This window comes from Streptomyces sp. YIM 98790 (genome assembly GCF_011421595.1).
Taxonomy (GTDB): domain Bacteria; phylum Actinomycetota; class Actinomycetes; order Streptomycetales; family Streptomycetaceae; genus Streptomyces.
This window is the reverse complement of sequence record NZ_WTLH01000095.1, coordinates 1-24354: the sequence shown is the minus strand read 5'-3', so window position 1 is coordinate 24354 and position 24354 is coordinate 1. Positions and strand designations below refer to the sequence as shown.

The 24354-nt window shown below is 71.9% G+C and carries 15 protein-coding genes and 1 pseudogene; 8 read left to right on the top strand and 8 right to left on the bottom strand.

The features are described 5' to 3' along the window. The 3 genes from GQS09_RS16710 to GQS09_RS16700 all read left to right on the top strand — a co-directional run. On the top strand, nucleotides 1-1521 hold a 1521-nt coding region (locus GQS09_RS16710), incomplete at its 5' end, for an ATP-dependent RecD-like DNA helicase (protein ID WP_243761486.1). 127 nt (nucleotides 1522-1648) lie between these two features. Continuing rightward, entirely contained in the window at nucleotides 1649-2965 is a 1317-nt protein-coding gene (locus GQS09_RS16705) for a citrate synthase (RefSeq protein WP_399552536.1), read from the top strand. A 543-nt stretch (nucleotides 2966-3508) separates the two neighbouring features. Next, entirely contained in the window at nucleotides 3509-5233 is a 1725-nt protein-coding gene (locus GQS09_RS16700; protein WP_313896172.1) for a cellulase family glycosylhydrolase, read from the top strand. Nucleotides 5234-5330: 97 nt separating this feature from the next. Here the strand turns inward: GQS09_RS16700 and GQS09_RS16695 are convergent, their stop codons facing one another. Continuing rightward, nucleotides 5331-5543, bottom strand: coding sequence for a heavy-metal-associated domain-containing protein (locus GQS09_RS16695; protein ID WP_165986955.1), 213 nt, complete (start codon nucleotides 5541-5543; stop codon nucleotides 5331-5333). Nucleotides 5544-5755: 212 nt separating this feature from the next. Next, the gene (locus GQS09_RS16690) at nucleotides 5756-5953 is read right to left on the bottom strand and encodes an AlpA family transcriptional regulator (protein WP_165986953.1); all 198 of its coding nucleotides are present in this window, start codon (nucleotides 5951-5953) and stop codon (nucleotides 5756-5758) included. Between the two features lie 319 nt (nucleotides 5954-6272). Between GQS09_RS16690 and GQS09_RS16685 the strand changes: the two genes are divergently transcribed. Beyond that, the gene (locus GQS09_RS16685) at nucleotides 6273-7010 is read left to right on the top strand and encodes a GntR family transcriptional regulator (RefSeq protein WP_399552535.1); all 738 of its coding nucleotides are present in this window, start codon (nucleotides 6273-6275) and stop codon (nucleotides 7008-7010) included. A gap of 28 nt (nucleotides 7011-7038) precedes the next feature. Here the strand turns inward: GQS09_RS16685 and nhaA are convergent, their stop codons facing one another. From nhaA to GQS09_RS16670, 3 genes are all read right to left on the bottom strand, one after another. After that, nucleotides 7039-8424, bottom strand: coding sequence for a Na+/H+ antiporter NhaA (gene nhaA, locus GQS09_RS16680; protein WP_165986949.1), 1386 nt, complete (start codon nucleotides 8422-8424; stop codon nucleotides 7039-7041). Between the two features lie 374 nt (nucleotides 8425-8798). Next, on the bottom strand, nucleotides 8799-9530 hold the full coding sequence (locus GQS09_RS16675) for a TrkA family potassium uptake protein (protein WP_243761485.1): 732 nt from the start codon (nucleotides 9528-9530) through the stop codon (nucleotides 8799-8801). Then, nucleotides 9527-10906, bottom strand: a complete 1380-nt coding sequence (locus GQS09_RS16670; protein WP_399552534.1) for a TrkH family potassium uptake protein — start codon at nucleotides 10904-10906, stop codon at nucleotides 9527-9529. Before GQS09_RS16670 ends, GQS09_RS16675 begins: the two co-directional genes overlap by 4 nt. Nucleotides 10907-11231: 325 nt before the next feature. Here GQS09_RS16670 and GQS09_RS16665 point away from each other — a divergent pair, with 325 nt between their 5' ends. From GQS09_RS16665 to GQS09_RS16655, 3 genes are all read left to right on the top strand, one after another. Further along, nucleotides 11232-11876 (top strand): OB-fold-containig protein, encoded by a 645-nt coding sequence (locus GQS09_RS16665; RefSeq protein ID WP_165986947.1) that lies wholly within the window; start codon nucleotides 11232-11234, stop codon nucleotides 11874-11876. Between the two features lie 104 nt (nucleotides 11877-11980). Beyond that, on the top strand, nucleotides 11981-14038 hold the full coding sequence (locus GQS09_RS16660) for a flotillin family protein (protein ID WP_165986945.1): 2058 nt from the start codon (nucleotides 11981-11983) through the stop codon (nucleotides 14036-14038). A 107-nt stretch (nucleotides 14039-14145) separates the two neighbouring features. Further along, a complete protein-coding gene (locus GQS09_RS16655) occupies nucleotides 14146-18984 on the top strand; it encodes a DNA repair ATPase (RefSeq protein WP_165986960.1) in 4839 nt (1612 codons plus the stop codon). Between the two features lie 244 nt (nucleotides 18985-19228). Here GQS09_RS16655 and GQS09_RS16645 read toward each other — a convergent pair whose 3' ends face one another. From GQS09_RS16645 to GQS09_RS16635, 3 genes are all read right to left on the bottom strand, one after another. After that, nucleotides 19229-20491 (bottom strand): hypothetical protein, encoded by a 1263-nt coding sequence (locus GQS09_RS16645; protein WP_165986941.1) that lies wholly within the window; start codon nucleotides 20489-20491, stop codon nucleotides 19229-19231. 63 nt (nucleotides 20492-20554) lie between these two features. Further along, complete coding sequence (locus GQS09_RS16640) at nucleotides 20555-21535, bottom strand: hypothetical protein (RefSeq protein ID WP_165986939.1); 981 nt, start codon at nucleotides 21533-21535, stop codon at nucleotides 20555-20557. A gap of 307 nt (nucleotides 21536-21842) precedes the next feature. Continuing rightward, on the bottom strand, nucleotides 21843-22130 hold the full coding sequence (locus GQS09_RS16635; RefSeq protein WP_243761484.1) for a WXG100 family type VII secretion target: 288 nt from the start codon (nucleotides 22128-22130) through the stop codon (nucleotides 21843-21845). Between the two features lie 360 nt (nucleotides 22131-22490). Here GQS09_RS16635 and GQS09_RS16630 point away from each other — a divergent pair. Beyond that, nucleotides 22491-24354, top strand: a pseudogene (locus GQS09_RS16630) (cell division protein FtsK); the annotation flags it as partial.

Genomic DNA, 24354 nt, shown 5'->3' with positions numbered 1-24354 from the left:
GAGGCCGCCCCGGGCGCCCCGGAAAGCGCGGAGGCGGCCGGCACGGCCCCCGCCGGCACCGCCCCGTCCACCGGGTCCAGCGGGTCCATCGGGGCCACCGGGGCCGGGGCGTCGGGGGCGGACGACGCCGGCCCCGGAGAGACGGCCCATGTCAACGCCGTCTACCTGCTGCCGCTGCACCGCGCGGAGGTCTCGCTGGCCGCGCAGGTGCGGCGGCTGCTGCGCGCCGAGGGGGACCGGCTGGCCGCCTTCCAGGGGGTCGACTGGGCCAGGGCCCTGAGCTGGCTGGCCGCCCGTACCGGCGCCGAGCTCGCGCCCGAGCAGGAGCAGGCGGTGCGGCTGGCGCTCACCGAGAAGGTGGCGGTGCTCACCGGCGGCCCCGGCTGCGGCAAGTCCTTCACCGTCCGCTCGGTGGTGGAGCTGGCCCGGGCCAAGCGGGCCAAGGTGGTCCTCGCCGCGCCCACCGGCCGGGCCGCCAAGCGGCTGGCCGAGCTGACCGGCGCGGAGGCGTCCACCGTCCACCGGCTGCTGGAGCTGCGCCCCGGCGGGGACGCCGCCTACGACCGGGACCGTCCGCTGGACGCCGATCTCGTCGTGGTGGACGAAGCCTCCATGCTGGATGTGCTGCTCGCCAACAAGCTGGTCAAGGCCGTGGCGCCGGGCGCGCATCTGCTCCTCGTGGGGGATGTGGACCAGCTGCCCTCGGTCGGGCCCGGCCAGGTCCTGCGGGACTTCCTGGCCGGGCCCGGTCTGGTCCCGGCGGTCCGGCTGACCCGGATCTTCCGCCAGGCGCAGCAGTCCGGCGTGGTCACCAACGCCCACCGCATCAACACCGGCCTGCCGCCGGTCACCCAGGGCCTGGCCGACTTCTTCCTCTTCGCCGAGGAGGACACCGAGGCCGCCGGGCGGCTGGCGGTGGACGTGGCGGCCCGCCGGGTGCCCGCCCGGTTCGGCCTGGACCCGCGGCGGGACGTGCAGGTGCTGGCGCCCATGCACCGCGGCCCGGCCGGGGCCGGGGCGCTGAACGCGCTGCTCCAGGAGGCCATCACCCCGGCCCGCCCCGGGCTGCCCGAGCGGCGGATCGGCGGCCGGGTGTTCCGCGTGGGCGACAAGGTGACACAGATCAGAAATAATTATGACAAAGGGGAAAACGGGGTCTTCAATGGCACGGTGGGGGTGGTCACCGCCCTTGATCCCGTGGAACAGCGGCTGACCGTCCTCACCGAGGAAGACGAGGAGGTGCCCTACGACTTCACCGAGCTGGACGAGCTGGCCCACGCCTACGCGGTGACGATCCACCGCTCGCAGGGCAGTGAGTATCCCTGCGTGGTGATTCCCGTCACCATGAGTGCCTGGATGATGCTGCAGCGGAATCTTCTGTACACCGCGGTGACCCGGGCGAAACGGCTGGTGGTGCTGGTCGGCTCGCGCCGTGCGCTCGGCCAGGCGGTCCGCAGCGTTTCCGCCGGGCGCCGGTTCACGGCACTGGACAACCGGCTCAGCGGGGCGCTATGCCCTTGATGCCCCGTGGTGCTCGGCACTGCGTGCCAGAAAACACGTCCATTGGCCGACCCCGAGTGCACTAAGTGGCGCCAGATGGGGGACAGTGGAAGCAGTCAGGGCACCTCGAAGAAGAGGCACGACGTCGGTGAGGGAAGACGTGAGCGAACACCGCGCAAGTGACAGCGCCGTAGTACTGCGGTACGGAAAAGACGAGTACCGCTATCCCGTGGTGGAGAGCACGGTCGGCGACCAGGGGCTCAACATCGCCAAGCTGCGCGCCGATACCGGTCTGGTGACCCTGGACTCCGGTTACGGCAACACCGCCGCCTACCGTTCGGCGATCACCTACCTGGACGGCGAGAAGGGCATCCTGCGCTACCGGGGCTACCCCATCGAGCAGCTCGCCGAGCACGGCACGTTCCTGGAGACGGCCTTTCTGCTGATCAACGGGGAACTGCCGACCGCCGACGAACTGGCGGCCTTCCGCAACGAGATCACCCAGCACACCCTGCTGCACGAGGACGTCAAACGGTTCTACCAGGGCTTCCCGCGCGACGCCCACCCGATGGCCATGCTGTCCTCCGTGGTCAGCGCGCTGTCCACGTTCTACCAGGACAGCCACAACCCGTTCGACGAGAAGCAGCGCAACCTCTCGACCATCCGGCTGCTCGCCAAGCTGCCGACCATCGCGGCGTACGTGTACAAGAAGGCGGTCGGCCACCCGTTCGTCTACCCGCGCAACGACCTCGGCTATGTGGAGAACTTCCTCCGCATGACCTTCGCCGTCCCGGCCGAGGAGTACGAGCTCGACCCGGTGGTGGTCGACGCCCTGGACAAGCTGCTGATCCTGCACGCGGACCACGAGCAGAACTGCTCCACCTCCACGGTCCGCCTGGTCGGCTCCTCGCACGCCAACCTGTTCGCGTCCATCTCGGCCGGCATCAGCGCCCTGTGGGGCCCCCTGCACGGCGGCGCCAACCAGGCCGTGCTGGAGATGCTGGAGTCCATCGCGGCGGCCGGCGGGGATGTCGAGACCTTCATCCGCAAGGTGAAGAACAAGGAGGACGGCGTCCGGCTGATGGGCTTCGGCCACCGGGTGTACAAGTCCTTCGACCCGCGCGCCAAGATCATCAAGCAGGCCGCGCACGGTGTGCTGTCCGCCCTCGGCAAGTCCGACGAACTGCTGGACATCGCCCTGAAGCTGGAGGACCGCGCGCTCAGCGACGACTACTTCGTCCAGCGCAACCTCTACCCGAACGTGGACTTCTACACCGGTCTGATCTACCGGGCGATGGGCTTCCCCACCACGATGTTCACCGTGCTGTTCGCGCTCGGCCGGCTGCCCGGCTGGATCGCCCAGTGGCACGAGATGATCAAGGAGCCCGGTTCGCGCATCGGCCGTCCCCGGCAGATTTACACCGGCGTGGTCGAGCGGGACTACGTCCCGGTCGAGCAGCGCTGAGCGCGCCGGGACCGCACATCCGCGCAGGACGTCCGACCCCGCGCACCGCACATCCCCGCACGTCCGTCCGGGCCCGGGCTCCATGGGAGCACCGGGCCCGCGCGATTGTGATGCAGATCACAGCATCCAGGAGGCAACGAACCCGGCCCAGTCGTGTCTAACTGGGTGACGTCGATGTGGTTTCGGCTGGATCTGCATCGACGAGCCGACTGGGCGAGGTCCCGTGGGGGGACGCTTCGCGTCAGCGGCACCAAAGCGCCTCGCCCGGGCCCAGTGGGGGGACTCGGCGCGAGGCGCTTTCTCTTGTCTACGCGCTTCAGCCCGCCCCGGCCGGGAGCGGGCCGCGTTCGCCCGAGACCTTCCTCGAGGGCGCGGGCCAGGTGCGACGCGGGGGCGGCCGGCGCCCCGGTGCCCTGTCGCGGGGGAGATCACGGGAGATCGGTGTCCTGCCAGGACGGCCCGGCCCGGAAAGCGCATTCTTGACGTGTGCACGATGTGGCTGTAGTGAACGTGGTTGAACACAATCAAACAGAAGGGACGACCGTGAAGAGCCGTTCACGAGGGGTCTCGGCTGCCGTTGCTGCCCTGGTGGTGTTGCTGGGGCTGATGGTGATGCCGAGCGCCGCCCATGCCGCTGACGCCGGGGCGGGCAGGGAGGGAAGGCCGGCGGCCGGGCGTTCCGCCGAGGACGTGGTCGCGGCCATGCAGCCGGGCTGGAATCTGGGCAACACCTTCGACGCCATCGGCGCCGACGAGACGGCGTGGGGCAATCCGCGGGTCACCCGCGAACTCCTGCGCAGCATCCGGGAGCAGGGCTTCCGGAGCATCCGGATACCGGTGTCGTGGGGCCAGCACCAGGGCCCGGCGCCGGACTACGCCCTCGACCCGGAGCAGTTGGAGCGGGTGCGGGAGGTGGCGGGATGGGCCCTGGACGAGGGTCTGTACGTCCTGCTCAATCTGCACCACGACTCCTGGCAGTGGGTGAGCGGGATGCCCACCCGCCATGACGAGGTGCTGGCCCGCTACACCGCCACCTGGACGCAACTGGCCGAGGCGTTCCGCGACGCCCCGCGCAGGCTGCTCCTGGAGAGCATCAACGAGCCGTTCTTCGAAGGCAGTTCGGGCGACGCGCAGAACGCCGGGCTGATGCACGAGCTGAACAGCGTCTTCCACGCCATCGTGCGCGGTTCCGGCGGGAACAACGCCACCCGGGTCCTCGTCCTGCCCACCCTGCACACCTCCTCCGACCAGGCCCGGCTGGACGAGCTGAACGCCACCCTGGACGCGCTCGACGACCCCAACCTGGCGGCCACGGTGCACTTCTACGGCTTCTGGCCGTTCAGCGTGAACGTCGCCGGCTTCACCCGCTTCGACGAGACCACCCGGCAGGATCTGACCGACACCTTCGACCGGGTGCACGAGGCGTTCACCGCCCGCGGCGTCCCGGTGATCATCGGTGAGTACGGCCTGCTCGGCTTCGACCGCAGCACCGACACCGTCCAGCAGGGCGAGAAGCTGAAGTTCTTCGAGTTCCTGGGCAACTACGCCCGTGCCAAGCGGCTCACCACGATGCTGTGGGACAACGGGCAGCACTTCGACCGGAACGCCCTGCGGTGGAACGATCCGGCCCTGTACCGGCAGATCCGCTCCAGCTGGCGGGTGGCCTCGGGCACCGCTTCCACCGACCAGGTCTTCGTCCGCGCGGGCGAGGCCCCGGCGGACGCCACGATCACGCTCAACCTCAACGGCAACCGGCTGACCGCCGTCCGCCACGGCGTGAAGCGGCTGGTCCGCGGGCGGGACTACACCCTCAGCGGCGATCGGCTGACCTTCCCGGCGGCCCTGCTGGAGCGGCTGACCGGGTCCGGGGAGTACGGGGTCGGTGCCGTGCTCTCGCTCCGCTTCTCCCGCGGGGTGCCGTGGGAGGTGAAGGTGATCACCCATGACACGCCGGTGCCGGCGGACGCGGCCGGGACGACGGGCGGGCTGGAGATCCCGTTCGCCTTCCACGGCGACCGGCTCGCCACCATGGAGGCGGTCTACACGGACGGCGGCAATGCCGGGCCGCACGGCTGGACGTCCTACAAGGAGTTCGGCGCGGCCTTCTCGCCGGACTACGAGGCCGGGCGGATCACCCTGCCGGCGGCCTTCTTCGACGAGGTCCGGGACGGCTCCACGGTGCTGCTGACCTTCCACTTCTGGAGCGGGGAGACCGTGGCGTACACGCTGACCAGGTCGGGTACCGAGGTCACCGGCGCGGCCGGCTGACCGGCGGTCCCGGGCTCCCGGCAGGCACGGGCCGGGGCCGGCCTCACCCGTGGCGGGGAGGGAGGCCGGCCCCGGCCCGGCTGCCGTCCGGGACGGTTCAGGCGGCGCCGACGAGCGTGTAGCCGGCCTCGTCGACGGCGGCGCGGACCGCGGACTCCTCCAGCGGGGAGTCCGAGGTGACCGTGACCAGCCCGGCCGCGGCGTCCGCCGTCACGGCCGTGACGCCCGGCAGGGCCGACAGCTCGGAGGAGACGGACCCCTCGCAGTGGCCGCAGCTCATACCGCTGACCTTGTAGGTGACGGTGCTCATGATGACTCCTCGTGGATCAGTGAGGGCAGGCCCTCCGGGGTTCCGGGGCGCCTGGGCGTTGCCGGGACACAGAATATACCCCCTTGGGGTATGGGTGCCAGTGAGCCGGCGGTGTGAGGCCCGGCACCTCGGTGCGGTGCCGGGCCTCGGTACGGGGGCATCGGACGGGGCATCGGACGGGGGTCGACGCCGGCGGGCCGGACGGAAGGGGATCAGTTCCTGCGGCCCCGGTGCCCCGGACGCTGCACGACCCACTTCCGGATGGTGTCCGGATACCAGTAGGGCCTGCCGCCCTCGACCATGTCCGGCGGCGGGAGATGGCCGTGCTTGCGGTACGACCGGACGGTGTCCGGCTGCACCCGGATATGCGCGGCGATCTCCTTGTACGACCAGAGTCCGTGGTCCGTCATCAACTAAGCACCTCCCTGTACCGCGCCAGGGCGACGGCCGCCTTCGTGGCCGTCGGGGGGAGCCCTGTCGCGGCGGCTGGTGATCACGAGCCTCTTCCGGAGAACGACCCGGAGCGAGCGAGGATCGGGCCTGTTGGCTATCTGTGACGGGAGAGGCGCCCAACGGTGACGGATGTCGAGCGATCGTGAACTGCTGAACGTTGAGACCGTGTGTCGGTTCTGGATAGGGGAATCGCACAGATCTGACAAGAGATCAGACCGGCCCGCGGCGGGACGCCGGCCTTGGCTAGGCTCTCGGGCCATGGGGAAGGGGACGCCTGTGGACCTCCAGTTCAGCATCGATCGCAGCAGCCCGGTGCCGCTCTACTTCCAGCTGTCCCGGCAGCTGGCCGAGGCCATCGAGGACGGCCGGCTGCCGCCGGGCTCGCTGCTGGGCAACGAGATCGAGCTGGCCGCCCGGCTGGGCCTGTCCCGGCCCACCGTCCGCCAGGCGATCCAGGCCCTGGTCGACAAGGGGCTGCTGGTCCGCCGCCGCGGCGTGGGCACCCAGGTGGTGCAGAGCCGGGTGGCCCGCCCCCTGGAGGTCAACAGCCTGTACGACGACCTGGAGGCGGCCGGGGAGCGTCCCGCCACCCGGGTGCTGCGCATCGAGACCGTGCCCGCCCCGGCGGAGGTGGCCGGCGCGCTCGGCTTATCCGGCGGTGCGGCCGTCCACCTGCTGGAGCGGCTGCGCCTGAGCCGGGACGAACCCCTGGCCTTTCTGCGCAACTACCTGCCCGAGGGGCTGCTCGGCCTGGAGCGCCAGGACCTGGAGAGCGGCGGGCTCTACCACCGGTTACGCAAGGCCGGCATCACCCTGCACAGCGCGCGCCAGTCCATCGGCGCCCGCGCCGCCACCGGCGAGGAGGGTGCCCTGCTGGCCGAACCGGAGGGTGCGCCGCTGCTGACCATGCGGCGCACCGCCTACGACGACACCGGCCGGGCCGTGGAGTACGGCTCGCACCTGTACCGGGCCTCCCGGTACGCGTTCGACCTGCATCTGCTGGTGCGGTCCTGAACGGCGGCCCGCCGAGGGCCGCCGCCGGTCACTTCTTGCGGCCGGCGGAGAGGGCGGTGGCGCCGGGAGGGGTCTGCTCCCCGCCGTCCCCGTCCCCGCCGTCCCCGTCCCCGCCGTCTCCGTTCCCGCCGTCTCCGTCCCCGCGCCCGCCGCCGTCCTCCGGGCCCTCCGGGCCGGCCTCGGCCCGTTGCCGTGCCCCGTGCACCCGGTTGCGCCAGGCCAGCACCGCCGCCGCACACACCGCCGCCGTGGCGGACGCCAGCAGCACCGCGGCCTTCACGTGCTCCTCCAGCTCGTGCTGATCGGTGAAGGCGAGTTCGGTGATCAGCAGCGAGACGGTGAAGCCGATGCCCGCCAGCAGGGAGGCCCCGGCCACGTCCGCCCAGCCCAGCCGGGGCGACAGCCTGGCCCGGGTGAACCGCGCCATCACATACGTGGCTCCGAAGACGCCGAGGATCTTCCCCAGGAACAGCCCCAGCATCACGCCCACCGCCTCCGACTCCCCGGCCATGGCGGTCAGGCTCGACGGCGACACCTCCACCCCGGCCGCGAACAGCGCGAACAGCGGCACCGCCAGCCCGGCCGAGTAGGGGTGCACGATGTGCTCCACGTGCTCCGCGGGGGATTCGTGCTCGTGCTCCTTGGGGGTGGTGCGCAGCAGCATGCCGATCGCCACACCGGCGATGGTGGCGTGCACCCCGCTGTTGAACATCAGCGCCCAGATCACCAGGGCCAGCGGCACGTAGATGTACCAGCCGCGCACCCCGCGGTGGTGGAGCTGGTGGAAGAGGACCAGCCCGGCCAGCGAGCCCAGCAGCGCCCACAGGTTGAGGTTCGAGGTGTAGAAGATCGCGATGATGATGATGGCGATCAGGTCGTCCACGATCGCCAGGGTCAGCAGGAAGGTGCGCAGCGCGGACGGCAGCCTGCGTCCGACCACCGCCAGCACGCCGAGGGCGAAGGCGATGTCCGTGGCCATGGGCACCGCCCAGCCGCTCAGCTCCCCGCCCTGGGTGACCACGATGGCCGTGTAGATCAGCCCGGGGACGGCCATGCCGCCCACCGCGGCCACGATGGGCAGGGCCGCGGCGGCCGGGTTGCGCAGCTCCCCGATGACCAGCTCGCGCTTGAGTTCGATACCGGCGATGAAGAAAAAGACGGCCAGCAGCCCGTCGGCCGCCCAGTGGCCGATCGACATCCGCAGCCCGAGCGCCTCCGGCCCCAGGTAGTGGTCGCGGACCGAGGCGTAGCCGTCGCTGAGCGGGGAGTTGGCCAGAATCAGCGCGAGGGTGGCGGCCAGCAGCAGCATCACGCCGCCGGAGACCTCCAGCCGCAGGAACTCGGCGATGGAGCGGCGGTCACGCTCGGTGTAGTCGGGATGCAGCGTGGAGCGCTCGGCGTGCGGGGGCGTCATGAGAAGGCGGGCCTCCGTGTCGAGAAGGGGGACGGGGACGGTTACGGGGTACTCGGGGACAACTGCAAACCGATGTGCCGACCAGACTTCCCGGCGCGCCTGAGGCACGGGCGGGCATGGCCGCGGGGTGTCCGCCGGGCGGCGGGCACGGCCACGGACTCTCGACCGAACCTGTTTGTTACTGGTGATTGTGCGTTGTCGTGCGTGGGTGTGCGAGGAAACGGTGGTGAAGTGACTGCTGAGTGACGCAGAAAGCGGTGGCTCCACCGTACCTGGTCACGCCGGGTTACCGGCAGGGGGGTCAGCTCGGCGGCGGGCCCGGAGCGCAGGTCGGCCCCGCCCGGTGCGGCCCGGTTCGGCCCGGCCCGTTCCGCTCAGCTCAGTTCGGCGAAGGCCTCGACGGCCGCGGTCTTGCCGGTGACCACGATCACATCGCCCTGCTCGATCACGGTCTCGGCGGTGGCATAGGTGAAGTCCTGCCCGGGCCGCTTGATGCCGACCACGGTCACCCCGAATTTGGAACGCACCGCGGACACGCCCAGCGGGACGCCGGTGGCTATCTCCGGGGCGACCGTCTTCACCAGGGCGTAGTCGTCGTCGAACTCGATGAAGTCGAGCATCCGGCCGGTGACCAGATGGGCCACCCGCTCACCCATCTCGTGCTCCGGCAGTACCACGTGGTGGGCGCCGAGCCGCTCCAGGATCTGGCCGTGCTGGCGGCTGATCGCCTTGGCCCAGACGTTGGGGATGTCGAACTCCAGCAGGTTGGTGGTGACCAGGATGCTGGCCTCCACGTCGGAGCCGATCGCGACCACCGCGCTGGCGAAGTCCGGCACGCCGAGCTGGCGCAGCACCTCCTGGTCGGTGCAGTCCGCCACCGCCGAATGGGTGAGGAAGTCGCTGTTGCGCTGCACCAGGCGCTCGCTCTCGTCGATGCCCAGCACGTCCCAGCCGCGGCGCATCAGCTCACGGGCGAGCGAACTGCCGAACCTGCCCAGGCCGATCACGGCCACCCGCTGGTCGCCCATGTGCTGCTGGGCGTAGCTGTGGGCCAGCCGTTTGCGGCGCCGCTGGCGCAGGGAGTGCAGATAGTTGCCCATGGTCATCCAATCATCGGTCGTTCTTCGGGAAGCTGGTAGCGGCGTGTGCGCTCCCGCAGCGCCAGCGCCGAGACCAGAGTGATGGGACCCACCCGGCCGATGAACATCAGCGCGATGATGATCAGCTTGCCCGCGGGTGGCAGTTCGCCGGTGGCGCCGGCCGACAGCCCCACCGTGCCGAAGGCCGAGACCGCCTCGAACAGCACCACCTCCAGGCGTTCCTCCATCATGGTGAGCAGCGCGATCGTGGCCAGGATCACCAGGCCCACGCCGAGCAGGGCCACGGTCAGCGCCTGGCGCAGCACATGCGGGGCCAGCCGGCGGCCGAAGATGCCGGAGGAGGGCTCGCCCCGCACCTCGGCGATGATGGCCACGCCCAGCACGGCGAAGGTGGTCACCTTGATGCCGCCGGACGTGCCGCCGCTGCCGCCGCCGATGAACATCAGGGCGGAGGTGGCCAGCAGACTGGCCGACTCCATGGCGCCGGTGTCCACGGAGTTGAATCCTCCCGAGCGGGCCATGGCGGAGTGGAAGAACGCGTTGACGGTCTTGTCCAGGACGTTCATGCCGCCCAGCGTGGCCGCGTTCTCCCACTCCAGGACGAGCAGGAGCAGGGTGCCGGAACCCAGCAGCCCGGCGCTGGTGAGCAGGGTCAGCTTCAGGTGCAGCGACCAGCTGACCCGGCCGGTGGCACGCCGGCGGGCCCGGTGCCGCAGCATCTCGATGATCACGGGGAAGCCGATGCCGCCCAGGAGCATCGCGATCGCCACCGGCATCAGCAGCAGCGGATCGTCCGCGTAACTCACCATGCTGTCCGGGCGCAGCACGAACCCCGCGTTGTTGAAGGCCGACAAGGCGTGGAAGAAGCCGTAGTAGACGGCGTCGCCCGCGGCCATCCCGCGAGAGGCGAAGCGGAGGATCAGCCAGAGCGCGGTGGCGGCCTCGATGACGACGGTGATCACGACGATCCGGGTGACCACGCGGCGCACCTCGCCCAGCACCGGCCCTCTGGTCTCGGTCTGGGTGACCAGCGTCATCCGCATCCGGAGTTTGCCCGCGATCAGCAGCGCCAGCAGCGAGGCCACCACCATGATCCCGAAGCCGCCGAGCTGGAACAGGCACAGGATGACCCACTGGCCGAATCCGCTCCAGTGGCTGCCGGTGTCCACCACCACCAGGCCGGTGACGCACACCGCGGACGTGGCGGTGAAGAGCGCGTCCACCAGGGACGTGGTACGGCCGTCCGCGGCCGAGACGGGCAGTGCCAGCAGGGTGGTGCCGATGAGGATGGTGACTCCCCAGGCCATCACCACGATGCGGGCCGGGTGGATGCGGAACAGCATCGCCCGTCCCCGGGTCAGGACTTGCGCCACGCTTGCCATCCTCAGGACACTCAGGACACGCATGGCCGGCATGGCGGGCACAGGGGCCATGACGGCCATGACAGCCATGTCATTGACGTCTCGAGCGCACTCGATTCCAACAAAATGACCACTGTAACCGCCTGTGGCGCGCAACGACGCCCGGGTCCGCCATTGCGGCACGGTGCCGGCGCGGCGCGTCCGGACGCTGACGCAGAGACCGCCCGTCCGGGCGGACAACCGGCTCCGGCCGGGGCAATGACTGCATGATCCAGTCACCCGGCTGTCGGACGGTCAGCGGGGTGGCGTATAAATGTGGCCAGCATTGCCACGGGGAGGGGGACGTATGGGGGAATTCTTCGACGCGGCCCTGGAGTTTCCCACCGTCGTCTTCACCTTCCCGCTCGTGATCGTGATCGGCTACTGGCTCTTCGCCGCGGTCACCGGCGTCGCCGGCAGCGCCTTCGACGGCGCGGACACCGGCACCGGTGACGCGGGCGACGCCGGGGAGGCGTCCTCCTCCGGCGGCTTCGCCGGCCTGCTGGCCGGGCTGGGCCTGGGCGGCGTCCCGGTCACCGTGGTGTTCTCCCTGGTCATCGCCGTGGCCTGGTTCACCGGGCTGGTCGGCACCGCGCTGTTCGACTCCGCGCTGATCCTGCTGCCCTGGCTCGCGCTGATGCTGTACGCCGCCTGGCAGGCCACCTGGCTGCTGGCCCGTCCGCTGCGCCGGATACTGCGCTCCACCTCCTCCCCGCGGAACGCCGATTTCGTCGGCCGGGTGTGCCTGGTGCGTGTCGGCTGCGCCGGGGAGACCTTCGGCCAGGCCGAGATCACCCTGGACGACGGCTCCACCGTCCTGGTCGACATCCGCGGCGAGGACGGCGGCGAGCCGATTCCCGCCGGCAGCAGCGCACTGATCTTCGACTACGACCCGGAAGGCGACTTCTTCCGGGTCGCCCCGGCCGGCGCCGCCGCCGATCCACTCGGCTGAGCGCGCCGCGCCGCAGGGCCGCCGCCGGCCGCGCCGCTCCGCCGCGCCCGCGCGCCCCCGCATCTTCCGCATCCTCCGGCACACGACATAAGGACACCGCCACGATGGACACCGCCATCACCCAGGGACTCGGCATACTCCTCGCCGTCGTCCTGCTCATCCTCCTTGTCATGCTGTTCGCCGTCACCCGGCTGTTCCGCAAGGTCGAGCAGGGCAAGGCGCTCATCGTCTCCAAGATGCGCAAGGTCGACGTGACCTTCACCGGCATGGTGGTGCTGCCGGTGCTGCACAAGGCCGAGATCATGGACATCTCGGTGAAGACCCTTGAGCTGGCCCGGATCGGCAAGGACGGCCTCATCTGCTCGGACAACATCCGGGCCGACATCCGCATCTCCTTCTACGTGCGGGTCAACAACACCGTCGACGACGTGATCAAGGTCGCCCAGGCGATCGGCACCGAGCGTGCCAGCAACCAGGACACCCTCCAGCTGCTGTTCAACGCCAAGTTCTCCGAGGCGCTGAAGACGGTCGGCAAGCAGCTCGAATTCGAGGACCTCTACGTCAAGCGGGACGAGCTCAAGCAGCGGATCATCGCCGAGATCGGCCGCGACCTCAACGGCTACCGCCTGGAGGACGTCGCCATCGACTACCTGGAGCAGACCCCGCTGGCCCAGCTCGACAAGGACAACATCCTCGACGCCCAGGGCATCCGGAAGATCACCGAGCTGACCGCCGCCCAGCACATCCTCACCAACGAGTCCCGCCGGCACGAGGAGAAGGAGATCACCCGGCAGAACGTCGACGCCCGGGAAGCCGTGCTGGAGCTGGAGCGCCGCCAGGCCGACGCCGAGATCAAGCAGCAGCGCGAGATCGCCACCGTGCGGGCCCGCGAGGAGGCCGAGGTCGCCCGCATCCAGGCCGAGGAGCGGCTGCGCTCGCAGACCGCCTTCATCAAGACCGAGGAAGCCCTCGGCGTGCAGAACGAGAACCGGGAGCGCGAGGTCGCGGTGGCCCAGCTCAACCGGCAGCGCGTGGTCGCGGTGGAGACCGAGCGCATCGAGAAGGACCGCCAGCTGGAGGTCATCGCCCGCGAGCGGGAGACGGAGCTCCAGCGGATCGCCAAGGACAAGGAGATCGAGGGCGAGAAGCGCGAGATCGCCGACGTCGTCCGGGAGCGGATCGCGGTCGAGAAGACCGTTGCGCAGCAGGAGGAGGAGATCAAGAAGCTGCGCACGGTCGAGGAGGCCGAGCGGGAGCGGCAGGCGCTGATCATCCAGGCCGAGGCCGAGGCCCAGGAGCGGCTGGTCAAGGACATCAAGGCCGCCGAGGCCGCGGAGGCCGCCGCGGTCCACCGCGCCCAGGAGGAGCTGACCATGGCGGAGGCCCGGCGCAAGGCCGCCGAGCTGGATGCCGCCGCCGCCATCCGCATGGCCGAGGGCAAGCAGGCCGACGCCGCCGCCTCCGGCATTGCCGAGGCCCAGGTCAAGGAGCGGATGGCCGCCGCCCTCGCCGCCACCCGGCACGCCGAGGCCGAGGCGGCCAGGGAGATGGGCCTGGCCGAGGCCGAGGCGATGCGCGAGAAGATGGAGGCCGAGGCCGAGGGCCTGAAGCAGAAGGCCGAGGCCATGGCCGCGCTGGACGCCGCCAGCCGGGACCACGAGGAATACCGGCTGCGGCTGGAGGCGGAGAAGGAGATCCGCATCGCCCAGGTGGACGTACAGCGGCAGGTCGCCGAGGCCCAGGCCACGGTGCTGGGCACCGCCCTGGAGAACGCCAAGATCGACATCGTCGGCGGCGACCAGGTCTTCTTCGACCGGATCGTCAACGCCGTCTCCACCGGCAAGAGCGTGGACGGCTTCATCGGCCACTCCGAGAACGTGCAGGCCATGGCCGGTCCCTGGCTCGACAAGGAGAACTCCGCCTTCACCCGGGACCTGGCCGCCGCGCTCGGCGGGCTCGGCGCGGCCGGGCTGCGCGACCTGACCCTGGCCGGGCTGCTCACCAAGCTCATCGCGGACGGCGGGCAGCACAGCGGCGGCCTGGCCAAGCTGCTGGAGACCGCCCGGGCCAACGGGCTCGCGGACATGCCGCTGGAGCGGCTCGCCATACCGCGGCAGGCCGGGCCGGGGATGAACAAGCAGCTCGACAACGCCCAGCAGTGAGGGGCGGCGTGGACACCGCAACGGAATCCGGCACGGGAACGGGAGCGGGCGCGGGCGGCGACACGGGCGGCATCGAGGCGGGCACCTACCAGGTGCTGCGGGACCGGATGACGGCCGCCGCGTCCGACCTCGCCGCCCGTGCCCAGAAGCTCAACACCCGGCGGATCGAGACCTTCGGCGGCAGCGAGCTGGAGCTCGTGGCCACCGACCGCATCCGCACCGAGCACAACTGCGTACCCCGGGACATCGTCCAGGTCGGCGGCTTCCTGCTGTTCGGCTACAACGTGCACTTCGGGCTCAAGCAGACCACCGAGCCCGCCGACGTCTTCGGCCTGCACGCCTACCGGCCCGGGGCGGCGGAGGACGGCGGCCAGCACTTCGCCGAGGCCCCGCCCGACGCCGTGCCCGGCCTGCTGGACGCGCCCGCCTTCCGCCGCGACTTCGCATCCCTCTACCGCTACTACCGCCAGGCCCAGCTGCTCCAGCTGCGCCGGGTCGGCCCGCTGCTGCTGGCCGTCTTCCGGGTCGGTGAGCGGCTCGACGACATCCGGGTGCTGCGCTGGCGGATCGCCACCGACGGCACCCCCGAGTACCTGGACGCCAAGGGCGAGCGGGACCATGTCTTCCCGCCGCCCTACGACGTCGAGTGGACCGTCACCGGGCGCGAGCACCACACCCCCGGGCAGCATCCGCACGTGTCCATCGAGGGCGAGGTGTTCGTCGACACCGTCGGCGGAACCCTCACCGTCAAGGTGGAGGACAACACCGACGACGGGCAGGGCGTCTACAGCGAACCGGTGGCCGAACCGCTCCAGTCGCTGGCCGACGCCGAGATCGCCTACGCCCGGGCCGGTTCCCTCGTCCTGCTGCGGATCCTGCCCTACAACGAGACCACCCACCGCTATCTGGTCTACAACCGCCGCACCCGGGACGTGGTCCGGCTGGACGGCATCGGCCTGGCCTGCCACACCCTGCCCGAGGACCAGGGCATCATCTTTCCCGGCGGCTACTACCTGGCCGCGGCTCCGGCCGGGGCCGCGGCCAAGACCTTCGACCTGGACACCGGCGGCCTGGAGATGCAGGGCGTGGTCCGGTCGCCCAACGGCGAGGACGTGCTGTACTCCTACCACTCCCGGGAGGACGGCCGTTACCTGCTGCTGCCCTACAACCTGATCCGCAAGGACGTGGCCGCGCCCATCCTGTCGCACGGCCACTGCCTGTTCGACGACGGCACCATGGTGGTCTTCCGCGCCGACGACGAACCCACCCGGGTGCACCCCATGCAGGTGTGGGCCACCCCCTTCGTCTCCGACGCGCACCACGCCGCCCAGCCGCTCCAGGACGGCCCGCTGTCCCGGATCGGCAACGCCGAACTGGTCCGCGGCATCTCCGACGCCCTCACCGTGGCCCGGATGGCCGGCGAACTCGCCCCCGGCACGGCCGTGTTCGAGGCGATCATCGCCGCCTGCGCCCGCCTGGCCGACCAGTACCACTGGCTGCCGCTGGACGGGCTGGAGGGCCTGCATCTGCCCCTCGCCACCCTGCGCACCACCGCCGAGCAGGTCATCGACGAGTACGAGCGGCTCCTCGAACTGCGCCGGCAGGCCGCCGACGCGGTCGCCGAGGCCCGCGAGCAGAGCACGGCGCTGATCCGGCGCTCCCGCGGCGAGGCCCCCAAGGACGCCCCGCAGTGGGTCGCCCTGCTCACCGAGCTGCGCCGCGCCCAGGGCCGGGCGGAGTCGCTGCGCGAGCTGCGCCACGCGGACCCGGCCGCGCTGGACTCCATCGGCCGCGAGGTGGCCGAGGCGCTGGCCGCCACCGGCCGCCGCGCCGTGGCCTTCCTCTCCCGCCGGGACGCCTTCGACTCCGCGCACGCCGCGGTGGAGCGGCTCACCGCGCAGGCCGGCGAGGTGGCCACGGTGGCCGCGGCCGAGCCGCTGGCCGCCGAGATCGCCGGACAGGCCGCGTCCCTGCAGACCGTCACCGACGTCATCGGCGGGCTGGACATCGCCGACGCCACCGTGCGGACCGCCCTGCTGGAGCGGATCGGCGAGGTGATGGGCGCGGTCAACCGGGCCCGCGCGGTGCTCGACGGCCGTCGCCGCGAGCTGCTGGAGCGGGAGGGCCGGGCCGAGTTCGCCGCCGAGTTCGCCCTGCTCGGGCAGGCCGTGGCCGGCGCGCTGGCCGCCGCCGTCACCCCCGAGGACTGCGACGAGCAGCTCGGCCGGCTGCTGCTGCAACTGGAGAACCTCGAATCCCGCTTCGGCGCCTTCGACGACTTCCTGGAGCAGCTGGGGCAGCAGCGCGAGGAGATCTACGAGACCTTCTCGGCCCGCAAACAGGCCCGGCTGGACGAGCGCGCCCGGCACGCCGAGCGGCTCGCCGGATCGGCCGGCCGCATCCTCTCCACCGTCACCCGCCGGGCCGGTGCGCTGGCCACGCTCGACGAGGTCAACGCCTACTTCGCCACCGACCCGCTGGTGGGCCGGGTGCGCGGCGCCGCGGAGGAGCTGCGCTCCCTCGGCGAGACGGTGCGCGCCGAGGAGCTGGAGGGCCGGCTCAAGGCCATCCGCCAGGAAGCCGGGCGGGCACTGCGCGACCGCACCGAGCTGTACGGGGCGGACGGCACGGTCCGGCTGGGCCGCCACCGTTTCGGGGTCAACAGCCAGCCGGTCGATCTCACCCTGGTGCCGCAGGACGGCGCCCTGGTCTTCGCGGTGACCGGCACCGACTACCGGGCCCCGGTCACCGATCCGGCCTTCGCCGGCACCCGCGCCTTCTGGGACCAGCCGCTGGTCTCGGAATCGCCGGAGGTGTACCGCTCGGAGTATCTGGCCGCCAAGGTGCTGGCCGGGACGCCGGACGAGCGGCTGGCCGAGGCGCTGGCCGAGGACCGGCTGACCGCCGTGGTCCGCGAGGTCGCCGAGGCGTCCTACGACGAGGGCTACGACCGGGGCGTGCACGACCACGACGCGGCCCGGATCCTGGCCGCGGTGCTGCGGCTGCGGGAGGCCGCCGGGCTGCTCCGCCACGGCCCGCGGGTGCGGGCCGCCGCCCAGCTTTTCTGGGCCTTCGGTGCCGGGCCGGAGCGCCGCGCCGCCTGGACCACCCGGGCCCGCTCGCTGGCCCGGGCCCGTGCGGTCTTCGGCCCCGCGGCGGCGACGGCCGCACTGGCGGAGGAACTGGCCTCCGCGGCCGGGGCGTTCCTCTCCCGCCCGCCCGCCCTCGCCGAGGCTCTCGGGTTCCCCGCCCGGCCGCCCGGCCCGGACGGGCCCGGACCGGGCCCGGAGCCCGGACCCGCCGCCGCGCGGGCCTGGCGCGAGGTGGGGGAGTACCTGTTCGAGGAGCTGGCGCCGGGCGAGCCGGAGTTCGTGGCCGGGGCCGCGGCACGGGAGCTGCTGGGGGATTTCCGGGCCGCACTGGGCAGCGAGGGAAGCAGGGAGTTCGACCGCGAGGTGCGCCAGCTCGGTTCCGGGGCGGACGCGCTGGCCGAGCGCCACCAGCTGGTCTCCGCCTGGCTGGGGGCGTTCGCCGGGTCCACCGGGCGGGCCGTGGAGGACCTGCCGGAGGCCGTCGCCGTGGAGCTGTGCGCCGAGGCGCTGGCCCACCGCGAGGTGGACGCCCGCCCGACCGCCGCCGTCGGCGGGCTGCTCGGCTCCCACCCCCGGCTCAGCGGCGGCGAGCTCTCCCTGCGGCTGGACGAGTTCCTCGCCCGCACCGCCGAGTTCAGCACCGTGCGGGTGCCCGCCCACCGGGCCTATGTCCGGCAGCGCAACGCCCTGCTGGAGGCCGAGCGGGAGCGGCTGCGGCTGACCTCGTTCATCCCCCGGGTGATGCCCGCCTTCGTCCGCAACCGTCTGATCGACGAGGTCTACCTGCCGCTGATCGGCGACAACCTCGCCAAGCAGCTCGGCACCGCGGGCGAGGAGCGCCGCACCGACAGCCAGGGCCTGCTGATGCTGCTCTCCCCGCCCGGCTACGGCAAGACCACACTGATGGAATACGTCGCGGCCCGGCTCGGCCTGGTCCTGGTGAAGGTCGAGGGCCCGGCCCTGGGCCACCACACCACCTCGCTCGACCCGGCCGCCGCACCGGACGCCGCCGCCCGCCGGGAGGTCGAGAAACTCAACTTCGGCCTGGAGATGGGCAACAACGTCTTCCTCTACCTGGACGACATCCAGCACTGCTCGCCCGAGCTGCTGCAGCGCTTCATCCCGCTGTGCGACGCCCAGCGCCGGGTGGACGGCGTCCGCCCGGACGGGGTGCCGGTCACCCACGATCTGCGCGGAAAGCGGTTCGCCATCTGCATGGCCGGCAACCCCTTCACCGAGGGCGGCACCCGGTTCCGGGTGCCGGACATGCTCGCCAACCGGGCCGATGTGTGGAACCTCGGCGACGTGCTCTCCGGCCGGGAGGAGCTGTTCGCGCTCAGCCACATCGAGAACGCCCTCACCGCCAACCCGGTGCTGGCCCCGCTGGCGTCCCGGGAGCGCGCCGACATCGACCTGCTGGTCCGGCTGGCCCGGGAGGACGGAACCGCCTCGGCCGACCGGCTGGCCCACCCCTACAGCGCGGCCGAGCTGGAGCAGGTGCTCTCCGTGCTGCGCAAGCTGCTGCACATCCAGCGCACCACGCTCAAGGTCAACGCCGCCTACATCGCCTCGGCCACGCAGGACGACGCGCACCGCACCGAGCCGCCGTTCCGCCTCCAGGGCTCCTACCGCAACACCAACCGGCTGGCCGAGAAGGTGGTGCCGGTGATGACCGAGGAGGAGGTGGAGGCGCTGATCGACGACCACTATCTGGCCGAGGCGCAGACCCTCACCCGGGGCGCCGAGGCCAATCTGCTGAAACTGGCCGAGCTGCGCGGCCGGATGACGCCGGAGCAGGCCGCCCGCTGGGCGGAGATCAAGCGGGCGTTCGCCGCCGCCCGGGGACGGGCCTGAGATGCGCCGGCGGCCCGGCAGGCGGTGCCTGCCGGGCCGCCGGNTGGCCGAGGCGCAGACCCTCACCCGGGGCGCCGAGGCCAATCTGCTGAAACTGGCCGAGCTGCGCGGCCGGATGACGCCGGAGCAGGCCGCCCGCTGGGCGGAGATCAAGCGGGCGTTCGCCGCCGCCCGGGGACGGGCCTGAGATGCGCCGGCGGCCCCGGGAGAGGGGCGGGGCCGGGAGGGGCGGGGCCGCGGGTGGTCAGCCCGCGGACGGCTCGTAGGGGCGGAGGCTGTTGACGATCTTGTCGATGACGGCCTGGTCCACCTCGCCCTCGTAGCCGACATCCATGATCATCAGCCAGGTGGCGATGTCCGCCCGCGCGTCCTTGTAGGAGATGGCGATCACCTTGCCGCTGGAGGTCGCGCATTCGTCGCCGTCCTCCACCGGCACGTTCTCCACGGTGGCCGTCGAGATGTGCCCCTGCAGCCCGTGCTCGGAGCTGAATTCCTCCGCCTCGGTGACGGTCAGCTTGCCCTTCTGCTTGCGGTCGTATGCGGCCAGCGCCCAGTTCCGGGCCTCGTGCCTTGCCGAGGAGGCGGTGTCGGTGGCGCCGAGCGAGCCCGTGGTGCCGGCGAAGATCCGGGAGCTTCCGCTGCCGCAGTAGCCGTCCATGTAGTAGACGGGGGCGGAGAGGATGAAGGACATGTCCTCGCCCTCGTGCTCGAACTCGTAGCCGGCGTAGACGCTCTCCGAGTCCACCTTCCAGTCCGGCGGCACGTCGAAGGCGTTGCTGCGCTTGGCGATGGTCTGCACCTGCCAGTCGTCGGCGACCACCGGGTCGGGCTTCTGCGCGACACCCGCCCGCGGGTCGTCGGGGCGCAGCTCCTCGCCGTCCTCGCCCTCGGTTCCGCCCTCCGTGGAACCGGCCTCGCCGTCCTCCCCGGTGTTCTCCCCGTCCTGCTCCTGCTCCTGCTGCTCGTCCTTGTCGCCGCCGGAGGGCTGGGCGCTGGTGCCGCCGCCGTCGTCCTTGCCGCTGACCAGGACCACGCCGCCCACCGCTGCCGCCGCCACCAGCGCGACGGCGGCGATGATCGCGGCCACCATCCTGCCCCGGCCGCCGCTGCCGGCCGCGCCGCCCTTGCCGCTGCCGCCGTCCGGCGGCACCGGCGGCATGGGGGCGGTGGTCTCGTGCGGCTGCCAGCCGCCGTACCCGGCCCCCGCGCCGGGCACGGTCGGCTGCTGGTACGGGTTCGGCTGGTGGAAACCCGGCTGCTGGTACGGGTTCTCGCCGGTGCCGGTGCCGGTGCCGGCACCCGGGGCCGGACCGGGCGGCGGGGGCGTGCCGTAGCCCGGCTGCTGCGGCTGCTGCGGCTGCTGCGGGTAGCCGTACCCCTCCTGCCCGCCGTACTGTCCGTGCCCGGAGGACACCGGGCCGGGCGGCGGCGTTCCCGTCCCCGGGTCCCCGTAGGGATGGTTCGGCGGAGTCGGAGCTCCTCCTGGCTGCTGTTCTCCTGGCCTCATGGTGCACACCTTAAAGCGGGCGCTCTGCGCGACTGCGGTCGGTCCTGATCCGGTCCGACGGGATCAGCCGTCGTAAGGGCGCAAACTGTTCATGATTTTTTCGATGGTGGCGTCGTCCAGTTCCTCCTCGAACCCGGTGTCGGCGAGCAGAACCCAGGTCGAGAGGTCGGCGTTGGCGTCGATGTAGGAGACGGTGACGACCTTGCCGTCCCAGGTGCCGCACGCGGCGTCCGGATCGTCCGGCACCCCGGTCACGGTGGCGGTCACGGTGTGCCCCTGCAGACCGTGCTCCGAGCTGAACGGCCGGGGCCCGGACACCTTCAGGGTGCCCGAGCCCTCCTGGTCGTAGGCGGCCCTGGCCCATGCCGTGGCCTCCCCGGAGGCCGCGTCGGCGGTGTCGGTGGCGCCGAGGCTGCCGGTGGTCCCGGCCATGGCACGGGCCGTCAGGCCCTCGTCATTGCACCAGCTTTCCTTGTAGAGGGAGACCGCCGACATGCCGACCAGGAACTCGTCCGGGTTGTCGTCGGGTGTGAACCAGACCTTGTAGCTGTCGGAGTTGGTGTCCCATCCGGGCGGCACGTCGAAGGCCAGGGCGCGGGCGGTGTACGTCTGCACCTGCCAGTCCTCCGCCACCACCGGGTCCGGCCGCTGCTGCACCCCGGCCCGCGGATCGTCCGGCCGCAGACTGCTGCCGCCGTCCTCGCCCTCCGCGCCGTCCTCGCCCTCCGCGCCCCCGGACTCCCCGGTCGGGTCGGCGCTGACGCCGGGGCCGGGGTCGCCGGCGGCGGTGGAGTCTCCGTCGGAGCCGAGGACCAGCACCACGCCCGTCACCGTCACGGCGGCCACCAGCGTCGTCGCCGCGACGACCGCCAGCGCCATCCGGCCCCGGCCGCCGCCGGGCCGGCCCGGCGGGCCGTGCGGCACCGGCGGCGTACCGGCCGGAGCCGTCGGCCGGTACGGGTTGCTCTGGTGGAAACCCGGCTGCTGGTAAGGGTTGCCGGAGGGCGGCTGCGGGCCGGTGCCCGGTGGCTGATCCGCGGTCATGTGCCGCACTTTAGGAGCGTCCGCACGGCGGGGCCATGCCTGGCCGCGGATCGCGACATGTCTGCGACATGCACCCGGCCGGTACGGCCCCGGGCGGCTCCGCCGGGCGGCCGTACGGTGAACGACGCGGCGACCCGGAAAGCGCCGGGCGCCGCGGGCAGGAACTCCCCGTCGCCCCGCCGCAGGAGCCGGCGGTGCCGTGAGGACGCTCCGCCGGTGGGAACGGGACGGAGTACACCGGCGGGACGGCCCGGGAGCTGCCGTGCCGGGCCCCGGGCCGCCCCGCGGGGACGTGGTGAACGCCCGGTCAGCCCTCGATGGCCGACTTGAGGTCCTGGTCCGTCTGCTCCATGGTGTCCGCGGCCATGTGGAGGTAGTTGCCCATGCCCTGCAGACCTTCGAGCATCTGCTTCAGGCCGGTGGTGAACTCCTCGTACTGCGAGTTGAACGCCCCCGAGGAGGCGGAGGTGACGTAACCGTCCTCGGTGAGGTTGTCGACGTACGTCTTCAGATCGTCGAGCTCCCGGTCCAGTCGCTCGTACTCACTGATGAGGTGGTCGCCGGCGTCGTGCATGTCGTCATATGTGACATTCATGTCCGACATGGCGCGCCCCCTTCCTGTCAGTGCGGGGACTGGCCCCCGCAGAACGTGCCGGGAAGGCAGCCGCGGCGGCTACCCCCGTATTGCCACCACGCAGCGTACGCGGTGACCGCCGCCCGGTCACACCCTGGGTGGTTTGCTCGTACACACTTGTGACACAGGGGTCTTGGGCTGCCGGAAGCCTCCGGAACACGCGCGCCGGACCACCGTCGGACGGCCCCGCGCGGCCCGCGGCGGGCGCCCCGCGGGACTCCTCCCGGTCCGCCCCGCACTCCGCCTCCGAAAGCCCTTGAGCTGTCGACTATGTTGCTTGACAGTAGAAGACAATAGCTGCAGCAACGGGGAGGAATCGGCGTGCGCCTGAATCTGACCGTCGTCGACCCGGTCGGGGGGAATTCAGTCGATGCGGTACTCGACGCCGATCCGGAAACCCCGGTGTCCGGTCTGGTCCCCGAATTCATGGAGCTGGTGGGCAGCCGCCACACCGCGCAGCCCTCGCCGTACAGCCCCTACGGCGGCCCCGGCGCGTCCGCCGTGCCGCCGGTCTTCGTGGACGGCGCCCATGTCGATCCCGCACTGACCCTGGCGGAATCCCCCATCCGCGAGGGCACGGTGGTCAGCCTGCACCACGCGGGCGGCTGCCCGCCCGGTGAGCCCAGCGGCTTCGTGGAGCTGCGGGTGGTGGGCGGCCCCGGCGCGGGCGCCGTGCACCGCCTGGGCGTGGGCCGGGTGGACATCGGCAGCGCGCCCGGCTCCCCGGTGCGGATCGCCGATCCCTCCCTGGAGCCACGCGCCCTGACCCTGCGGATCGCCGCGGACGGCCGCTGCAAGGTGACCGTGCACGGCGACGCCACGATCCGCATCGACGGCAAGGAGCCGCAGACCGGGGGCGGTTCCGCCGGCGGGCAGGCGTCCGGCTCCGGCTCCGGCTCGCGGCAGAAGAAGGACGGGGACCGGATCGACTGGCCGCTGGGCGCCCAGGTGTCCCTCGGCAACAGCATCCTGGAGATCACCCCCTACTACCCGCCGGATGCCGCGCTGCGCCCCTCCGAGGACGGCGCCGCCCTGGACTACAACCGGCCGCCCCGGCTGGTGCCGCCCGGCCACCCCAAGCACTTCAAGCTGCCCTCCGAGCCCGACGAACCGGACAAGCGCCAGATCCCCTGGGTCATGGCCCTCTTCCCGGTGGTCGGCGCGGTGATGATGGCCATGATCCGGGACCGCTGGATCTTCCTGCTGCTGGCCGTGCTCTCGCCGATCATGCTGATCGCCAACTACTTCATGAGCAAGAAGTCCGGCTGGAAGAAGTACCTGGAGAAGCTGGAGGAGTACAAGGAGACCAAGGCCCGGGTGGAGAAGGACGCCCAGGACGCCCTGGTCGCCGAGCGGTTCATGCGCCGCCACGCCTCCCCCGACCCGGGCACCGTGCTCAACAACGCCACCGGCCCGCGCACCCGGCTGTGGGAGCGGCGGCGCAGCGACGACGACCACCTGCTGCTCCGGGTCGGCACCTGCGAACTGGACTCCGAGGTGGTGCTCACCGACCCCGACCAGGACGAGCACAAGCGCGAGGTCACCTGGAAGATCGCGGACGCGCCGGTCACCATCTCGCTCAAGGAGCACGGCGTGGTGGGCTTCGCCGCGCCCGGCGACATGGTCCGCTCCATGGGCCGCTGGGCCCTGGGCCAGGTCGCGGTGCTGCACAGCCCCAACGACGTGCAGATCTACGTGCTCACCGACACCGCCGGGCAGCGCAGCTGGGAATGGGTGCGCTGGCTGCCGCACAGCCGCCCGGCGAGCGAGCAGAACACCAACGTGCTGATCGGCACGGACGCCGAGACCGTGGCCGCGCGGCTGGCCGAGCTGACCACCCTGCTGGACGGCCGCACCAAGGCGCTGAAGAAGTCCCGCGCGCGCAGCGCCGAGTTCCGCGACCCGGACATCGTCATCGTCTTCGACGGCTCGCGCCGCATGCGGCAGCTTCCGGGCGTGATCCGGCTGCTGAAGGAGGGCCCGGCGGTCGGCATGTTCTCGCTCTGCCTGGAGGACGAGGAGCGCTTCCTGCCCGGGGAGTGCCAGGCGGTGGCGGTGGCCGAGGCCAGCGCCCCGGGCGGCGGCACGGCCGGCCCCTGGCAGCAGTTCCAGCCCCGGCTGCACGGCGCCTTCCCCGGCTTCGGGCAGGCCCCGGCCGCCGCACCGCAGCCGGCCGGGCGGGCGG

Bases quoted from the DNA above. Each gene is read 5' to 3' on its own strand.
- GQS09_RS16675 (WP_243761485.1), bottom strand. From the start codon at position 9,530: ATGACCATGGGCAACTATCTGCACTCCCTGCGCCAGCGGCGCCGCAAA.
- GQS09_RS16665 (WP_165986947.1), top strand. From the start codon at position 11,232: ATGGGGGAATTCTTCGACGCGGCCCTGGAGTTTCCCACCGTCGTCTTC.
- GQS09_RS16635 (WP_243761484.1), bottom strand. From the start codon at position 22,130: ATGAATGTCACATATGACGACATGCACGACGCCGGCGACCACCTCATC.
- GQS09_RS16695 (WP_165986955.1), bottom strand. From the start codon at position 5,543: ATGAGCACCGTCACCTACAAGGTCAGCGGTATGAGCTGCGGCCACTGC.
- GQS09_RS16655 (WP_165986960.1), top strand. From the start codon at position 14,146: ATGACGGCCGCCGCGTCCGACCTCGCCGCCCGTGCCCAGAAGCTCAAC.
- nhaA (WP_165986949.1), bottom strand. From the start codon at position 8,424: ATGACGCCCCCGCACGCCGAGCGCTCCACGCTGCATCCCGACTACACC.
- GQS09_RS16670 (WP_399552534.1), bottom strand. From the start codon at position 10,906: ATGGCAAGCGTGGCGCAAGTCCTGACCCGGGGACGGGCGATGCTGTTC.
- GQS09_RS16660 (WP_165986945.1), top strand. From the start codon at position 11,981: ATGGACACCGCCATCACCCAGGGACTCGGCATACTCCTCGCCGTCGTC.
- GQS09_RS16640 (WP_165986939.1), bottom strand. From the start codon at position 21,535: ATGACCGCGGATCAGCCACCGGGCACCGGCCCGCAGCCGCCCTCCGGC.
- GQS09_RS16690 (WP_165986953.1), bottom strand. From the start codon at position 5,953: ATGACGGACCACGGACTCTGGTCGTACAAGGAGATCGCCGCGCATATC.
- GQS09_RS16645 (WP_165986941.1), bottom strand. From the start codon at position 20,491: ATGAGGCCAGGAGAACAGCAGCCAGGAGGAGCTCCGACTCCGCCGAAC.